15 protein-coding genes are annotated in these 15,682 nt (G+C 53.5%); 10 read left to right on the plus strand and 5 right to left on the minus strand.

What is annotated here, in order from left to right; genetic code table 11:
• The first annotated feature begins 142 nt into the window (after positions 1-142).
• A complete protein-coding gene (locus tag ACFOTD_RS24535; RefSeq protein ID WP_378122576.1) occupies positions 143-1,825 on the plus strand; it encodes a methyl-accepting chemotaxis protein in 1,683 nt (560 codons plus the stop codon).
• Between the two features lie 87 nt (positions 1,826-1,912).
• On the opposite strand, the gene ACFOTD_RS24540 is transcribed toward ACFOTD_RS24535, so the two are convergent.
• Together ACFOTD_RS24540 and ACFOTD_RS24545 are read right to left on the minus strand one after the other, a co-directional pair.
• Positions 1,913-3,130 (minus strand): sensor histidine kinase, encoded by a 1,218-nt coding sequence (locus ACFOTD_RS24540; protein WP_378122577.1) that lies wholly within the window; start codon positions 3,128-3,130, stop codon positions 1,913-1,915.
• The gene (locus tag ACFOTD_RS24545) at positions 3,127-3,798 is read right to left on the minus strand and encodes a response regulator transcription factor (protein WP_378122578.1); all 672 of its coding nucleotides are present in this window, start codon (positions 3,796-3,798) and stop codon (positions 3,127-3,129) included. Before ACFOTD_RS24545 ends, ACFOTD_RS24540 begins: the two co-directional genes overlap by 4 nt.
• 157 nt (positions 3,799-3,955) lie before the next feature.
• On the opposite strand from ACFOTD_RS24545, the gene gluQRS reads away from it, so the two are divergent.
• The 5 genes from gluQRS to ACFOTD_RS24570 all read left to right on the plus strand — a co-directional run bounded on the left by gluQRS (position 3,956) and on the right by ACFOTD_RS24570 (position 8,393).
• Complete coding sequence (gene gluQRS / locus ACFOTD_RS24550) at positions 3,956-4,960, plus strand: tRNA glutamyl-Q(34) synthetase GluQRS (RefSeq protein ID WP_378122579.1); 1,005 nt, start codon at positions 3,956-3,958, stop codon at positions 4,958-4,960.
• Positions 4,961-4,982: 22 nt separating this feature from the next.
• Positions 4,983-5,522 carry a GNAT family N-acetyltransferase gene (locus ACFOTD_RS24555; protein WP_378122580.1) on the plus strand — a complete coding sequence of 180 codons (540 nt, stop codon included), beginning with the start codon at positions 4,983-4,985 and terminating at the stop codon, positions 5,520-5,522.
• A 246-nt stretch (positions 5,523-5,768) separates the two neighbouring features.
• On the plus strand, positions 5,769-7,049 hold the full coding sequence (locus ACFOTD_RS24560; protein ID WP_378122581.1) for a stalk domain-containing protein: 1,281 nt from the start codon (positions 5,769-5,771) through the stop codon (positions 7,047-7,049).
• Positions 7,050-7,051: 2 nt separating this feature from the next.
• Positions 7,052-8,074, plus strand: a complete 1,023-nt coding sequence (locus ACFOTD_RS24565; protein WP_378122582.1) for a phosphotransferase — start codon at positions 7,052-7,054, stop codon at positions 8,072-8,074.
• Between the two features lies 1 nt (position 8,075).
• The gene (locus ACFOTD_RS24570; RefSeq protein WP_378122583.1) at positions 8,076-8,393 is read left to right on the plus strand and encodes an MTH1187 family thiamine-binding protein; all 318 of its coding nucleotides are present in this window, start codon (positions 8,076-8,078) and stop codon (positions 8,391-8,393) included.
• Positions 8,394-8,439: 46 nt separating this feature from the next.
• Here ACFOTD_RS24570 and xerS read toward each other — a convergent pair whose 3' ends face one another.
• The 3 genes from xerS to ACFOTD_RS24585 form a co-directional block, all read right to left on the minus strand.
• Positions 8,440-9,528, minus strand: a complete 1,089-nt coding sequence (gene xerS / locus ACFOTD_RS24575; protein ID WP_378122584.1) for a tyrosine recombinase XerS — start codon at positions 9,526-9,528, stop codon at positions 8,440-8,442.
• 196 nt (positions 9,529-9,724) lie between these two features.
• A complete protein-coding gene (gene sda, locus ACFOTD_RS24580) occupies positions 9,725-10,081 on the minus strand; it encodes a sporulation histidine kinase inhibitor Sda (protein WP_378122593.1) in 357 nt (118 codons plus the stop codon).
• 216 nt (positions 10,082-10,297) lie between these two features.
• Entirely contained in the window at positions 10,298-10,477 is a 180-nt protein-coding gene (locus tag ACFOTD_RS24585; RefSeq protein ID WP_378122585.1) for a hypothetical protein, read from the minus strand.
• Positions 10,478-10,547: 70 nt separating this feature from the next.
• Here ACFOTD_RS24585 and ACFOTD_RS24590 point away from each other — a divergent pair, with 70 nt between their 5' ends.
• The 4 genes from ACFOTD_RS24590 to ACFOTD_RS24605 all read left to right on the plus strand — a co-directional run bounded on the left by ACFOTD_RS24590 (position 10,548) and on the right by ACFOTD_RS24605 (position 15,280).
• Entirely contained in the window at positions 10,548-12,866 is a 2,319-nt protein-coding gene (locus ACFOTD_RS24590; RefSeq protein ID WP_378122586.1) for a sensor histidine kinase, read from the plus strand.
• Positions 12,863-13,498 carry a response regulator transcription factor gene (locus ACFOTD_RS24595; RefSeq protein WP_378122588.1) on the plus strand — a complete coding sequence of 212 codons (636 nt, stop codon included), beginning with the start codon at positions 12,863-12,865 and terminating at the stop codon, positions 13,496-13,498. Before ACFOTD_RS24590 ends, ACFOTD_RS24595 begins: the two co-directional genes overlap by 4 nt.
• A gap of 13 nt (positions 13,499-13,511) precedes the next feature.
• Positions 13,512-14,438 (plus strand): polyprenyl synthetase family protein, encoded by a 927-nt coding sequence (locus ACFOTD_RS24600; protein ID WP_378122589.1) that lies wholly within the window; start codon positions 13,512-13,514, stop codon positions 14,436-14,438.
• 191 nt (positions 14,439-14,629) lie between these two features.
• The gene (locus tag ACFOTD_RS24605) at positions 14,630-15,280 is read left to right on the plus strand and encodes a FusB/FusC family EF-G-binding protein (protein WP_378122590.1); all 651 of its coding nucleotides are present in this window, start codon (positions 14,630-14,632) and stop codon (positions 15,278-15,280) included.
• Positions 15,281-15,682 lie beyond the last annotated feature (402 nt).

A 15,682-nucleotide genomic window follows, 5' to 3' on the forward strand; every position in this document is an offset into this window, starting at 1 on the left:
TTCGCCAATATCATTTATTTTCCATCAAAATTCGTCTTCAAGAACTACGAAATTTGTTAAGTTTTTTTAACATTGCACCGATATGATTAAAGGAAAACAACATTAGGATGAGCCGGACGTGCGGCGGGGGAGGCAGTCAACGATGAAATGGACGGTCGGCAAAAAGATGGTAGGGGCGTTTAGTGCCATACTCGTCGCGCTTGTGGCGCTGGGCTTTATTAGCCTGGCCAATATGAGCAGGATGAACACGCAAGCCCAAGAGATCGGAAACGACTGGTTAAGCGGTGTAGAAACGATGGGCAACATCAAAATCGATCTGCAAGAGATTACAAACCTGTATTACCAGTCCCTGGTCACTACCGACGAAGCAGCCAAAAAGAAGGCGACCGAACAGATGGCCGCTTTATTCCCGGAGATCGAGAATAGCGTTAACGGGTATAAAGGCTCGGTGGCGAACGACGAGGACAAGCAGCTCTATGAGGCGCTGCAGCGCGATTGGGCGCTGTTCAAGACAAGCTATGCGGCTTCGACGCAGAAGGCCGGCGATCAGGCAAGCTCAAGCAAGGCATCCGAAGCCTTCACGGCGCTCGATCAGGACGTGGACAAGCTGATCGACTTCAATCACGAAGGCGCCGCGAGCAGCGTCAAGGACAACGACGACTTGTTCCACAGCAGCGCATCGATCGTCTTCTACATCGGGATCGCCATCGTACTGCTGGCCATCGCGCTCTCCTGGCTTATGATCCGCAACATTACGATGCCGCTGAAGCAGGTGACGGACGCGCTGAGCCGCGTGGCTGCGGGGGATCTCCAGATCTCCATTTTGGACACCAAGCGAAGCGACGAGTTCGGCACGCTGCTGACGAGGCTGAACGATACGGTAGCGAAGCTGCGCAGCTCCGTCCGCCAGATGCAGGACAGCGCTTCGGTGCTCGCTACGTCGTCGATTCAGCTGTCCGGCGGTTCCGATCAGAACAAGGGGGCTTCGGTCCAGATCGCGGAGTCCGTTTCCCTGATCGCTTCCAATTCGGAAAGCCAGGCCAAGTCGGCGGCGGAATGCGACAGAGTCATGGAGGAAATGGCGGAGGGCGTGAGCAGAATCGCCGAGACGACCTCCGAGGTCGCGGAGCTGTCCGCAGGCGCCGCTTCGGCGGCCACGACGGGAACGGATCGCATCGTTAACGTGACGGAGCGCATGGCTTCGCTCGAGCAGACCGTCGGACTTGCGGGCAAACAAATTACGAGCCTCGTCGCGAAGTCCCATCAGATCGGGGAGGTCACGGGCATCATCGGCGAGATCGCGTCGCGCACTAACCTGCTCGCGCTGAACGCTGCCATCGAAGCGGCGCGGGCCGGCGAACACGGCGCGGGCTTCGCGGTCGTCGCAGGCGAAGTGCGCAAGCTTGCCACCCAAACCAACGAATCCGTCGGCAACGTATACACGCTGATCACCGAGGTGCGCGAGCAAGTCGAATCGATGTCCGCGCTGATGAGCACGAGCATCGAGGAAGTACATGCCGGCAGCTCGGCCGTGAACGAGGCGGCAGACGCCTTCAAGCAGATCGCGAGCGCATCGTACGAGGTATCGTCCCGCGTCCAGGAGGCGGCAGCGGCCGCCGAGCAGCTGGCTGCGAGCTCGGAGGAGGTATCCGCGTCGGTGTCCAATATCGGCCATATGGCGTCCATGACCGCTTCGATGACGCAGGAGGCCGCGGCATCCGCGGAGGAGCAGCTCGCATTCAGCGAGGAGCTGGCGTCCTCGTCGCGCACGCTGTCGGGCGTCGCCGCGGAGCTCAAGCAAGCCGTGAGCGCATTCAAGCTATAGGTTCAAAGATATGAAAAAAAACTGTCGTCTCCATATCGGGACGGCAGTTTTTTTTGCGACTCTTTTTTGTGACTCTAAGGAGAAGTCTCAAGGCTGCGATTCGCTTTGCGAGAGCGGGAGCTCGACCGTGACGCGCATGCCGGCGACGAGCCGGTTCGCGACCGACACTTCGCCATGATGCATCTGCACGATCCGCTGGACGATGGACAGGCCGAGGCCGCTGCCGCCGGTTGCGCGGTTGCGCGATTTGTCGGCTTTGTAAAACCGCTCGAACAACCGGGGAAGATGCTCTGCCGGAACGCCGGGTCCCGTGTCTTCGACATGCACGGCGACGCTCTCGCCGGTGATGGACAGCGAGAGGCCAAGCGTGCTGCCGTCGGGCGCGAATTTGATCGCATTGTGCAGCAAGTTCACCCACACCTGGCGCAGCAGCTCTTCGTCGGCTTCCAGCTCGCATTCGGCGAGCCGGATGTCGAGCTCCAGACGCTTGGCCTGCCATTGGGGCTCGGCCGCGAGCACGACTTGCCGCAGCTGCTTGTCAAGTCTGTACGGGCGCGGCTGGTACGGCGGGCGCTTGGACTCGAGCGTCGTGAGCTTGAGCAGATTGTCGCTAAGCCTGGACAGGCGCTCGCTCTCGGCTTCGATAATGTCCAGATAATGCTGGCGCTGCGACTCCGAGAGACGGTCCGACTTGAGCGCTTGCGCGAAGCCTTTGATCGATGTGAGCGGCGACTGAATCTCGTGCGAGACGTTGGCAACGAACTGCTGCCTCATATCCTCGATCTGTCCCAGGTCGGCCGCCATCTGCTTGAAGTTTTTGACGACCTCATAATATTGTCCCGCGTATCTGGGATTGACCTCGACGTTAACGTTAAAGTCCCCTTTGCCCATGCGCGACATGGCATCGGTCAGCGTGTTCACGAGCTGCATCGCCTTCGCTTCCGGCCTGAATAAATAACGGATGACCACAATCGACAGGCCGAACAGGAAAAAAGTCAGAATCAGCGTTAAATACTCGCGCAGCGTGCTGCGCATGGGCAAGTAAAGATTTACGGCGCGGAGTAAAAAATGCGCGGCTGTCCAAAGGACGGAGTAGCAGGACAGGAATACGGTGAAGCCGGTAAGCGCGTGCAAAGAGGGCGGCAGTTTCTCGAACCAGGCCCGCGTCCCGCCGGCCGCAAGCGCTTCGCTCCGGCGCTGCTCGCGCATCCGGGTCTCGAATTGCTTATGCAGCGCGCGATATTCCTTGTGGCTTTGCGCGAACTTGCGCCATAGACTTGCGAGCCTCCAGAAGCTGCGGTTCAAGCAAGCACCTCCAGCCGGTAGCCGAGGCCGCGGATCGTCGTGATCCGGAAGCCGCAGTCGTCGGGGAACCGCTCGCGCAGCCGTTTGATATGCACGTCGACCGTACGCTCGTCGCCTTCGTAATCGAAGCCCCAGATCTGCTCGATGAGCTGATCGCGGGAGAACGTCTGGCCGGGATGGCTCGCCAGCTTGAACAGCAGCTCGAACTCCTTGAGCGGCAGCGTCAGCGGCTGGCCGTCAAGCTCCAGCTCGAACGTCTGGCGGTTCATCAGCACGCGGCCAATCTGCGTCTGGTGGGACACCGCGATCTTGTACCTGCGCATGAGCGCCTTGACGCGTACGACCAGCTCAGCCGGCTCGAACGGCTTGACCATGTAATCGTCCGTGCCGAGCTGGAAGCCCTTGACCTTCTGGGCGGTCTCGCCCATCGCGGTGAGCATGAGCACGGGCAGCTCGTAGTGCGTCCGCAGCTCGCGGCACAGCTCCCAGCCGTCCATGTTCGGCATCATAATGTCCAGCACGACCAGATCGAACGCCGAGTCGGCCAGCAAGGCCAGCGCTTCTTGGCCGTCGGTCGCTTCCTGGATCTCGAAGCCCTCGGCCGACAGGAAGTGACCGAGCAGCTCGCGGATATGCGGATCATCGTCTACAATAAGAATGCGCGCCATCGGTATCGGCCACCTTTTTGAATTCGGATTGGAGGCTTGCGCAGGGAATTTTGCCTGACTTAGCCTGCTGTGTAGTACATATTTTGACGTCGTTATATGAACTCAGTATGAATCCTATTATGCTACAAGACCGATCATCGGAGAAAGGGGAAGGGAAATGACTTTAAGCGGCAAGGTAATTCGCGGCAGATTCGCGCCTACGCCGTCCGGCAGGCTGCACCTGGGCAACGCGATGACGGCGCTGCTGGCCTGGCTGCAGATTCGGTCGGCTGGAGGAGAGATCGTGCTACGGCTGGAGGATCTGGACCGGCAGCGCTGCAAGCCCGAGCTCGCCGAGCTGCTGCCGCACGAGCTCGGGTGGCTCGGTTTGGACTGGGATGAAGGGCCGGACGTCGGCGGACCTCACGCTCCATACGAGCAGAGCAGGCGGACGGCGCAATACGATCGCGTGCTGGACGAGCTGCAGCGGCAAGGTCGCTTGTATCCGTGCTATTGCAGCCGCGCCGATCTGCAGGCTGCGGCGAGCGCGCCGCATGGCCTTGACGCCGAAGGGCCGGCGTATCCGGGCACCTGCCGGCATCTGACCGCGGCCGAGCGTGCGGAGCGAGCGCTGCGCAAGACGCCGTCGCTGCGCTTTGCGATGGACGAAGTGGCGACCTATCGATTCGAGGACGGCATCGCGGGCGAGACCGTATTCGCCGGCGCGAGCGGAGGAGACTTCGTCGTGCGGCGCGCGGACGGTATCGTGGCCTACCAGCTTGCCGTCGTCGCAGACGATATCGAGATGGAGATTACCGACGTGCTGCGCGGCTGGGATCTGCTCGACTCGACGCCCAGGCAGCTGGCGTTGTACGACGCGCTTGGCAGCACGCCGCCGCGCTTTGCGCATTCGCCGCTCGTGCTTGGCGCGGACGGCAGCCGGCTGTCCAAACGGCACGGGGCGGTGTCGCTATCGGAGCTTCGCGAACAATACGACATCCGGGCAGAGCGGATCGTCGGATTTCTCGCCTGGCTCGGCGGGTTGCACGATCGGATCGAAGCGCTGAAGCCTGTCGATCTGGTCGCTTCCTTCAAGCTATCTTCGGTCCATAGACATCCGGTCACGCTTCCTGACGGATGGATAGAGCTGCTTACCGGCGGGAATAAAGGAACTACATTTTAAGATAGAAGGAGACATGCCTAGGATGCCGCACATTATCGGGAAACGGGTGCGCCTGCGCGAATATCGCCACGAGGATCTCGTGCCGATCCGCCAGTGGGTGAACGATGAAGCGATTACGGGATTTCTTTCGGATATCTTTCTTTTTCCGCAAGGTCTGGAGTCGACCGAGGGCTTTCTCGCCGACATGATGGATCAACGGCCGGATAACCGCGGCTTCGTGATCGCGGAGGCGGATACGGAGCTGTACGTCGGGCAGATCGGCCTGGACACGATCGATTGGAAAAATCGATACGCGCGAATCGGCATCGTGATCGGCACGCTCGCGCGCTGCGGTCAGGGGCTAGGGACCGAGGCGATGCGGCTGCTGTGCGGTTATGCGTTCAACGAGCTCAATCTCAATCGGCTGGAACTGGAGGTATACGATTTTAACGAACGGGCTTATCGTAGTTATTTGAAGTGCGGCTTTGTCGAGGAGGGGAGGCAGCGGGAAAAGCTGTATCGAAACGGCCGATATGCGGACGTGATCCAAATGGGATTATTGAGGTCGGAATGGACTGAATAATAATTGAATCATAAAATATATTATGTAAACTAATTGCGATAAAATCGCCCTCCGAGCAGCATGCGTGCGTACGTTCGTACAAAGGACGATTTATTTTATGTCGTTAAACAGATGAGAGATTCGTTCTAGGGCGACGCTATCATTCTCCTCTTTAGGGATTTTTTAGCGGAAGTAAGCAACTCCTGCTCTTCTGAAGCGTCTAATGAAGAGATTCATAGATGGCTTGGTAGAAAAGGAGCTTAAACCATGAAACTGCCTAAAACGGTTCAACGATGGCTGCCGGCCGTTCTGGCTTCGGCTATTCTGCTGCCGATCGGCGCGCAGAATGCGTCGGCTGCGGTCGCTGCCCAAGCAATTACAATCGAGCTCGACGACGTGAAGCTTCCCGTATCCGTGCCGCCGATCAATCGCAACGGATCGATCATGCTGCCGTTCCGTTCGCTCGCCCAAGCGCTCGGTGTCGACGCGGTATGGGTGCCCGCAACCAAATCGGTGATCGCCAAGGGCCAAGGCGCTGCCGGAAATGCGGTCGAGGTACAGCTGAAGCTGGATCAGAAATCCGCCACGATTAATGGCGTTAAATATGCATTGAACGCAGCCCCTATCATGTCTGGCGATTCGGTGCTCGTACCGCTTGCGTTTTTTAGCCAAACGTTTGGGGCTGCAGTCGCGTGGGACGGACCGGCGAAAACGGTACGCGTCATATCGCCGCAGCGCGAAATGCGGCTGCTTGGCTTCTACGCGGTATCGGCGTACAGTCAGTTACCGCTGACGAAGGATATGAATGACGTTGCATTCGGCTGGAGCCAGGTCGATTACAACGGGGCAATCACCTTAACGGATACGACCGGCGACAGATGGTACTGGCCGCAAGCCGCCGGCGCGGATACGCCGGAGTCGATCGTCGCGCAGGTCAATGCGAACGGCTCGGGCAGCTACTTGGCCGTTCTGGGCAAGGACGGCAAGGGACAGCTCATGAAGATGCTGACCGACAAGGCGCTGCGGGACGCTTCGATCGAACGGCTGCATACGCTTGCGAAGGATCATGCGTTCGGCGGGATTATGCTCGATTTTGAAGGACTCGGCTGGCATGACGATCCCGTCATGGCGCAATCCGCGCTGAATGCCTACGTCAAGCAGCTCGTCTCCGCCGTCAAGCCGGACGGAATCAAGGTATCGCTCGCAGTGCCGCCGCTGAACGGCGAATACAAAGGGTACGATTATGGAACGTTGGCTAAAATGGCCGACGAACTCGTCATCATGGCTTACGACTACGGCGACAACAAGCTGCCGCAATCGAATGCGAAGGTCGACGAGGCGATCGCCAAGGCGATCGCGACGGGCGCGCCGAAGTCCAAGCTTCTGCTGGCGATTAATCTGGACGCGGAAAACGAGACGACGATCGACGACAAGCTTGGTCTCGTGAAGCGCTATGGCTTGGGCGGCGCCGCGTTCTGGAGGTTGGGGATATTCACGGACGCCGAGCGGACCGCGATCGGCCGCTCGGTGACGAAGATCGGAGGATAGGCATGCCTTTTGCAGCCTTTTTGAATCGCTATGATCCCGTGAGACGCTGGACTGTCTTGGAGGGAGAGAGCGGCTGGAACAACACGACGCGGATCGCGGAGAACGATCTCGGCGACAAGCGCGTGTTTCGAATTTATGAGACACATAGGGATGCGGACAAGATTGCGTTCGAACACGATGTGCTGCTTAAACTGAACGAGGCGGCGCTGCCGTTTGCCGTGCCGCGGCCGATCCCGCTGCCGGACGGCACGACGTTTGCGACGCTGGCTGACGGCACGGGCCGCTATGCGGCGTTGTTTACCTATACGGCCGGCAATCGTCCGGACGGATCCGTGCCTGCCGTTGCTGAGGCGATCGGCGAAGCCGTCGGAAGCCTGTCACTCGCGCTTAGGGAGCTTCGCCCGACGGTCGCGCCTGCCTATTTGCCGTGCTACGAGCTCGAACAGACGCATCCGTCGTGTCCGGGCAGCGTGATCGCGTCCTTTTGCGAGGCGCCGCCTTTGGCGTTTCAAGATTTGCACGGTTCGCTTCTGCAGATTGGCGAAGCGATGCGCGCGTTTCGAGCGGCGCTAGAAACGGTACGCGAGCTGCCGCACCAGCTTGTGCACGGCGATATCAACGATTCCAACCTGCTCGCAGACCCGAATGAGCCTGCACGACTCGCGGCGATACTGGACTTTGAGTTCTGCACGACAGAGCTGCGGGCGATGGAACCGGCGGTCGCGTTGGCAGGGCTGATCGGCGAATCCGGGGATCTCGGTGCCGCTGCCGCATTTCTGAAAGGCTTCGGCCGAATGGCTCCCTTGAACGTAAACGAGATCGATGCGCTGCCCTTGCTTATGCGGTTGCGCCGACTGGATGTGTTCGTGCATTTTCTGGGGCGATATCTCAGCGGGGTGGACGAGGCTGCCGTACTTCGACAACAGACGCAAGAGACGGCCGCGGGTTTAGCTCTGCTTGATCGGCATGAAGCCGGGATTCGGTCGATGTGCGAGCAGACGATGACAAGGAAAGCGGGCGGATAAGATGGCAATCGTACAAGTAACGATCGTGCCGATCGGCACGGGCTCGACCAGCGTAAGCGCGTACGTCGCCGAGGTCGAGCGTATCCTGCGCATGGCGCCTGAGCCGATCAAGCACCAGATGACGCCGATGAGCACGATTATCGAAGGCGAGCTCGAGGACGTGCTGGCTGTCGTCAGGCGCATGCACGAGACGCCTTTTAATCATGGCGCCCAGCGCGTATCGACGTCGATCACGATCGACGACCGCAGGGACAAGCAGGGGACGATGGCGCAAAAAATGGAGGCAGTGGCGGACAAGCTGCGGCAGCAAACGGAATAAAAAGAGGGGGCGATACGAGATCGCCCCCCTTGCTTGTTCGGGTGATTCAGGATTCCTGGCTGCGGCGCTTGTCGATCGCTTCTTCCATCGTTTTGTCGGTCAGATGGGCGTAAATCTGCGTCGTCTCGGGCGAAGCGTGGCCGAGCTGCTCCTGCGTCTTGTACAGATCGTTGGACAGATAATAGTCGGTTGCGAACGAATGCCGAAGCTTATGGACGGACAGATAAGGTTTGCCGAATCGCTTCGCGTATTTGATCACCATCTCCTGGACCGCGCGCTTGGTCATGCGCGAGCCTTCTTTCTTGCCGTTCGCCAGGGCGAGAAAGAGGGCTTTTTCCCGTTTGGGCGCATGATAGCGCACCTCGCGCTGCTGAAGGTAGGACTCGAGGTTCGTCAGCGCATCATGACGGAAAAAGACGGGCGTCTTAAACGTATCGTCGTTGCTGCCCTTCCGGTAGACGTAGAGCAGTTTTTTTTTCAGATCCAGATCGTCCAGGTTCAGATTCACCAGCTCCGATACGCGCAAACCTGAGTTAAGGACCAGACTTACGATACAGGCATCACGCGTGTGGTTCAGCTCGTGCGCGTATAGCGCCTGCTTGTTGTCCGCCACGTCCGTTGCGTAGTGCTCGTTGATATAAGCGATAAATTCCGTAATTTCCTCTTCCTGAAGCAGCTTGCCTTCCAGTTTGGCGGCCGTATCCTTCGGCTTATGCGTCCGCTTGATCGACACCTTGGCCATCACATTGCGCTTGAGCAGCGGATAGAAGTCGTCGTCCTCCGCGATCTGGCTGAGATAGTGGAACAGAGAGCGGAGGGAGGAGAGCTTGCGAGAGATCGTCGTCCGCGTGTTGGCGTGCTCCCGCCGGGTCGAGAGCTCCATCCGGAAGCTGTCGATCTCGTCCATTTTTAGCTTTTCCAACACTTCGATCGGAATGTCGGTCATCTTCTCCGCCGTCGTGAGCCCTTCGCGCATCAGCCAGTTAAAAAAAGTCTCGTAATCTCTCACGTACTCCAGCAGGGAGGAGGGGGAGAGGTCCGGCAGCTTGTAATTAATAAACTTCTCGACATACCAGGGCATGCTCGGCACGCGTTTGTCCAATTGCTCGCGGTCTTTGATTTTTTGCAGGTTCATCGGCTTCGCGCTCCAGGCTGGTTTATTTAGGGTTATTATACCAGACGTCCGGTCGTTGTTGCGCGTCTCGTATTTTACAAAGAAGTCGTAAATAATATTATGTAAACTAAATAAGATTAACTGCATTAAATGCAGTTAAAAGGGGCGAGAAGGCCAAATTAACATTTAGCGACAATAAAATATTGAATTCGACAAATTAATGCTCTAAATCCTCGCTCACCAGATCCTTTATCCTTCTGCGGATGATCTCGCAGCGCAGCATCTGAACAAACTCGATATCCAGGCCAAGCGTTCTGGCTTCGAAATAGCTGCTTGCCAGGTGATCGTCCTGCAGATGCGCCAAGATGAACCTCATTTGAGGAATCACCTTTCCGGATGGGGTTTTCACCATTTCAGCCGCTTCCTTAAAACGAAGCGTTTCCATTTGTACTTCTTCTGCTATATTCAAAATTTCATGGCGATTAAGACGAACTCTGACCAACTGCTCCTGCAGCACAGTCTGAACCGCCAGGGAGACATACCAAGCATCGTCGCTTTCCTTCAGTGCCTTCATCGTAATCACCTGCAAACCTCGTTTACTTTAGTATGAAATGATCAGAAATCTTTTGAATGCGTAGCGCTTATATGTTAAAGTTTACCTGTAATTTATTGGTGTTGTCAGTGCAATTTGAATGCGTAAAGATGCAAAATGTTATGCACATTGATTAAAAATGTGCAAAAAAACTCGTATCTAAAAACGATACGAGTTAATCAATGTAAACAAAATGTACTAAACCCAATAAGTCTCTTTTGCAGTAGCTGTGTCACTTTTTACAAATGCTTTTTTCAATGCACCTTTTTCCACGTTCGTTAAAGAAAAATGGCCGATAACTGAATCAAACTTTTTTTGGTCTGACTTTTTTAGTTGCTTTACTACTGACTTTAGTTCTGAAGGCTGTGCGAGGATCATGGTAGTTACCTCCCGATTGGATAGTTTTTCCTAATCATAATATCACATTTTGTAGAAAGAAGGGCAGGAATTGTCGATTAAAAAGACAAATTTATTCTTATTTATTTTATTAATAGGTTTAGTTTCATGGTTCATATTTATTACAGTTCGCTATCCCTATATGGATTTTAATGTAAAAGAAAAAAACGGACACTGGTACGTGAGCCAAGTGGATTCAAGAAGTTTAATTACGAAAACAGATCTTCAATTAAATGATGAAATATTATTTATTAATAACAGCCCAGTGGATGATTATTTCTCTGTTAGACGTTGGGGAGCCGTGGATCAAGCTGATGAAATATCGGTCAAACGGGGAGATTTGATATTTAAGATTCAGACCGACCAATTATCTAAACTTACAAAAGAAGATCTCTTGTCTGTGTTTGGTGGTTTAAGCTGTTTATTTATCTCCTTACTATTATTTTTTGGCATTCAGAATTCAGAGTCGGCTCGTAGATTAGCGTTTGTTTTTTTAACTATCAGTTTGACTTTTATTAGCCTCGGAGCTTCAATTAGAGGGGATTTACTTGGAAAAATGATTATTGGTGCAGGGCTTGTTACCATACCAATAGCAATGGTTCACTTCTTGATCGTCTTTTTAAGCGATAAGGGACAAATAAAACTGCAAACAAAATACTTAAAATGGTGGTATGTATCTGTTCTCTTTTTTACTTTGCCACTTATTTTTCGCTTCAACAATATGTTGGTCAATCAATGGATTCACAAAGTTTATTCCTTATGCGAGCTTCTATTTTTTTCAATAGGTGCGATCTTTAACATTGTTTATTTAATTTTCATTTACATGAGGCATTGTAAGTCTAATCCTTATCTATCTATGATAATCAAAACTATTATTGTTTTTTTTACCATTTCAATAACTCCTATTGTTTGTTTTTCGTTTTTTACAAAAATAACATTTGGCTTCGAATGGATTAGATCTGGCTACTCTGGTTGGTTTACTCTTTTGTTTCCTCTTTCTTTTATGTATCTAATGTTAACTAAAAAAATTTACGATATTGATTTGATTGTAAGAAGAATTATACTTACAACTTCCGTTTCCATTATTCCAAGTGCCATCATAGTTTTAGTAATCCCGTTTCTTTTTTCTTATGAAATGGAAATCAATCATATGTTCTTAGCATTTACATTTCTTATTATTTTATTGTCCGCAACGCTATATTCCTTGGAGTATTTCACGAATAAATTAGAAAAAACAATTTTCCCTCGAAGATACTACCTACAAAGCTCAATTAAAAAGATAGCAAAAAAACTAGCTTTGATCTCGAGTTTTACTGAATTAAAGGAACTGGTACTTAAAGATATTATTGAAATTTTGCAAGTATACGGAGGGGCTATTATTTTTAAATATTACGACTCTTACGAAGTGATAAGTGAGGGGGCAATGTCAGAGAGAGAGATTCAAAGTGTAGTCTCTCAAGAACCCCTAGATTGCGACCTGGTCACTTTTGAGCTAACGCGTAACGAGGAGTACGTAAGCTACTTGGTCCTTACAAGAAAAAAGACAAATACTTACTTGGGTTCAGAGGAAATGCAATGGCTAAATCTAATTACTTCGTATTTGTCTATTAGCATGGAGAACTTATATTTAATTCGTAAAATGTCAAACAAGCTTGAATTGCTTGCTGCGCAAGTTCCAAGCGAGGAGACGGCAAATGACATCGCATGGTTTCGTAAGCTGATGTTCGAGTTACAGGAAAAAGAACGTTTTCGGATCGCTACAGATCTGCACGATACCACCATGCAAGATCTGTTCTTTCTAAAGAGAAAGCTGGCTGCTTTGCTCGATAATTACTCGGACGATTGGCAGGATTCGGAGCAGGCCAAGAGCTTGCTCGATTATATTGATATTATTAATATGAATTTGCGCCAGAGCTGCTTCGAACTGCATCCGTATTTACTGCAAGAGCTTGGATTGGTTCGGACGATCGACAAACTGATCGAAATTGAGCAATCAACCTTGCCATTTGAGGTCGAGTTCAGGTATGGAGGTATCGACCAGATCGAATCCTGCAACATGGAGATGAAGCGTCATCTTTTCCGCGTGTTCCAGGAGCTCGTTAACAATGCGAAAAAACACTCAAATGCAACAAGAGTAAATTTTAATCTGAGCGCTTCTAACGGCAAGCTGGTAATCCAATACCGTGACAATGGCCTTGGCTTCTTATCCGAGAAGGATCTCGTACGCGAGATCGGGGGCTCGCATATCGGCCTGGAGCAATTAAAGAGCAGAATTTTATCGATGCGGGGCGTATTCGAGATCAAATCCGATCAAGGCAGCGGCATGTCGTTCAGCGCCGTAATCCCGCTTAAAGAAGGAATGACTGCATGAAACGAAAGTATAAAACGATCGTCGTGGATGACCATCCGTTGATGGCGCAGGCGACGCTGCAGTTGGTCAGCCAGATGGACAGAATCGAGACGGCCGGGTTTGCAAGGAGCGGCGAGGACGCGATTCAATTGGCTGCCGCCGTCAGTCCCGACCTGGTGCTGCTGGATTACCAGCTGCCCGATCTGAGCGGCACGCAGGTCGCTGAGCAGCTGAAGGCGGAGCATCCGAACCTTAAAATCATCATTTTCACCGGTGTCGACGTGTCGGATCTTCTTCCTTTCCTGCTGTCCAATCTGATTAGCGGCATTATTTCTAAAGGGGTCACCGAGTCGACGATGATGCATATCGTCGCATGCGTGCTCGACAATCATATCGTGCTGCCGCAGAGCATGCTGCCGCAGCTGAAGAGTATATCCGGCAAAGACAATGTCGATCAGCTGTTGTCGGAAGAAGAGGTGCTGCTCATGTCTCTGATCATCAAAGGCGATACGTACGAGAAGATTGCGGAGCAGATGTATATCAGCAAGCGGTCGGTCGACAACTATCTTCGTCGCATCTACGAGAAACTGGGCGTCCAGACGCGGGCGCAAGCGATCGAGAGATTCGTGCAAAGTTCGCAATACCAGAGCTGAGAGGAAGACGGGCATGGACGAGAGCATACTTTCTGAACTTCACAAAATGGTGGACGAATACGCGCGGAACGCGACGTTGAATGCAACGCTGCGGTCCTTTATCGCCGAGAAAGCGGAGGAGAAAACATCCTGGGCCGACATGACCCGCTGCACGCATCGGATGCTGGGCGGGCGATCGCCCGACCTGGAGCGGCACGCGGCGCTGACGGAGCTGATTATCCTGCTGCTGGACATCGTGGACGACCTGCAAGACCGGGACAGCCCCGGCAGACCCTGGATGACTTGCGATCCGGCGGTTACGCTCAACGCGGTGCTGGCGATGTTCGCGGCGATTCTGGGTAATTGCGACAGGCAGGGAATTGGAAAAATGGTCGGCGGTCTGCTGGCAAGGTCGATTCAAGGGCAGCAGGTAGACATCACCGACAAGGTGCAGACGGAAGAAGATTACTTTCACATGGTCGCCGACAAATCCGGCGCCTTAATGCAGCTGGCCGTCTATATGGGATATTCGCTCGTCGACGGGATCGATCCAGACATCGCTGCGACGCTGGATCAGCTGGCCGTATGCGGGGGCATCGTGTCCCAGATCGAAAACGACGCGAGAGACGTACTGAGGCTCGACATCAAGAACGACCTTTTGCACAAAAAGCGTACGCTGCCCGTGCTGTTCATGCTCGAAGACAGCCACGCAGAATTCCCGGAGCTAGACGCGTATTATGCGGGAGCGATGACCTCCGGGCAGTTCGTTGAAAGTCAGCAGGAATTCGTGCAGTACGCGCGAGATTCGGGCTGCATCGAATACTGCAAGGTCGTGCAGGCGCTCTACAAAGACAAAGCAAACGAGCTGTACGAGCTGCTGCCTCCGATGCAGGAGCCGTGGGCGGCGAAGTTCAGAGAAATATTTGTTCCGGACTATGAGGTTCGGTATAATGCAAGTTGAGAGGGGGGCGTTAGTTGATGGCAAATCACTTTGCCGGAATGCGCTTAACTCATGCAAAGCCTGCGAATGGGGCGATACTTTGCATGGGGCCGGACTTTCAGCGTTAACCGATCGCCCGTACCAGCGTTATCGTTTCTAATCATGGGCTTTGCACCTAATTAGCGAATCATACTAATTAAGGGGCTGAAAGCATGCAACCGTTCATTAGAAACCACCAATATAACCTGATTAAAAAACAAGTCGGTCTGCTGCAGCGCGCCTGCGCGACCGTCGCGGATCCGAAGATCGTCGAATCGGTCCGTTCCAATATGCAGTTCAAGCTCGCGGAGGCGTTCCCCGACGCGAACGAAGCGGCGCTGGAGATTGTCCAACGCGGATACGAGCTCGGCACCGCACCGGAGTTTCAGCTATATCTGGCTTCTCTGGAGAATCACCGGATCGCGTTCGAGACGGGGACGGAGCAGCAGCTGAAAAAGCTGTATCCGAAGATCAAGAAGCTGAAGCTTCCGGATCTGGCCGCGCTGGATAGGAAGGCGATCAGCTATCTGGGCTGGTCGGACATCGCCGCGAACAAGCTGTTTATCGTGTATCCGCTGGACGGACGGCTCGTCGGCATCGAAGGACGGTTCACGCCGACGAACAAGAAGGGGACCTGCTTTGTGTGCAACCGGCAGACCGAGGTCGGCCTGTTCACGGCGCTTACCAAGTCCAGGCCTGCGAACGCCTCGCCTGACTATTACAAGGCGATCGGCAATTATATGTGCGCGGACAGCGAGGTCTGCAATCATAACATTACGGATCCGGCGCCGCTCGAGCAATTTTTGAGCAACGTCGTGAAGTAGAGGCAGTAAGTCGAAGTGAAGTAATGACTGCAAAGCAAATTAAAGTAATAACAGCAATAAAGCAGTCAAAGCAAGGCAGAAGCATTGCAAAAAACGGTGAAGCGCACATGGCTTCACCGTTTTTCCTCTTTCTGGCTCGAGCGGCGGCGATTCGAAGACAAGTGAGCGGACTTTTGACGTTCCGGCGCTTTTCGAGTGTGGAGTGAACCGAAAAACCTGCATTTATACATGTATTTTCCACCGACTTACGAGACTTGATAAAATACCTGCAAATACGGCTAGGCCCCCTAAAACTGGAGTCATACCCCACAATGATTCCAATTTCATAACGCAGCTCGTTATTTCGCGCGATTACACCGATCTGTAAAAGTCCGAAGCATCGTCCAATGTCTTGACCCATGC

The organism is Cohnella sp. GCM10012308, assembly GCF_042649185.1.
Classification (GTDB): Bacteria; Bacillota; Bacilli; order Paenibacillales; family Paenibacillaceae; genus Cohnella.

Excerpts from the sequence above, each read along its gene's own strand:
- ACFOTD_RS24535 (WP_378122576.1), top strand. The coding sequence starts at position 143 with ATGAAATGGACGGTCGGCAAAAAGATGGTAGGGGCGTTTAGTGCCATA.
- ACFOTD_RS24545 (WP_378122578.1), bottom strand. The coding sequence starts at position 3,798 with ATGGCGCGCATTCTTATTGTAGACGATGATCCGCATATCCGCGAGCTG.
- gluQRS (WP_378122579.1), top strand. The coding sequence starts at position 3,956 with ATGACTTTAAGCGGCAAGGTAATTCGCGGCAGATTCGCGCCTACGCCG.
- ACFOTD_RS24555 (WP_378122580.1), top strand. The coding sequence starts at position 4,983 with ATGCCGCACATTATCGGGAAACGGGTGCGCCTGCGCGAATATCGCCAC.
- ACFOTD_RS24560 (WP_378122581.1), top strand. The coding sequence starts at position 5,769 with ATGAAACTGCCTAAAACGGTTCAACGATGGCTGCCGGCCGTTCTGGCT.
- ACFOTD_RS24565 (WP_378122582.1), top strand. The coding sequence starts at position 7,052 with ATGCCTTTTGCAGCCTTTTTGAATCGCTATGATCCCGTGAGACGCTGG.
- ACFOTD_RS24570 (WP_378122583.1), top strand. The coding sequence starts at position 8,076 with ATGGCAATCGTACAAGTAACGATCGTGCCGATCGGCACGGGCTCGACC.
- xerS (WP_378122584.1), bottom strand. The coding sequence starts at position 9,528 with ATGAACCTGCAAAAAATCAAAGACCGCGAGCAATTGGACAAACGCGTG.
- sda (WP_378122593.1), bottom strand. The coding sequence starts at position 10,081 with ATGAAGGCACTGAAGGAAAGCGACGATGCTTGGTATGTCTCCCTGGCG.
- ACFOTD_RS24585 (WP_378122585.1), bottom strand. The coding sequence starts at position 10,477 with ATGATCCTCGCACAGCCTTCAGAACTAAAGTCAGTAGTAAAGCAACTA.
- ACFOTD_RS24595 (WP_378122588.1), top strand. The coding sequence starts at position 12,863 with ATGAAACGAAAGTATAAAACGATCGTCGTGGATGACCATCCGTTGATG.
- ACFOTD_RS24600 (WP_378122589.1), top strand. The coding sequence starts at position 13,512 with ATGGACGAGAGCATACTTTCTGAACTTCACAAAATGGTGGACGAATAC.
- ACFOTD_RS24605 (WP_378122590.1), top strand. The coding sequence starts at position 14,630 with ATGCAACCGTTCATTAGAAACCACCAATATAACCTGATTAAAAAACAA.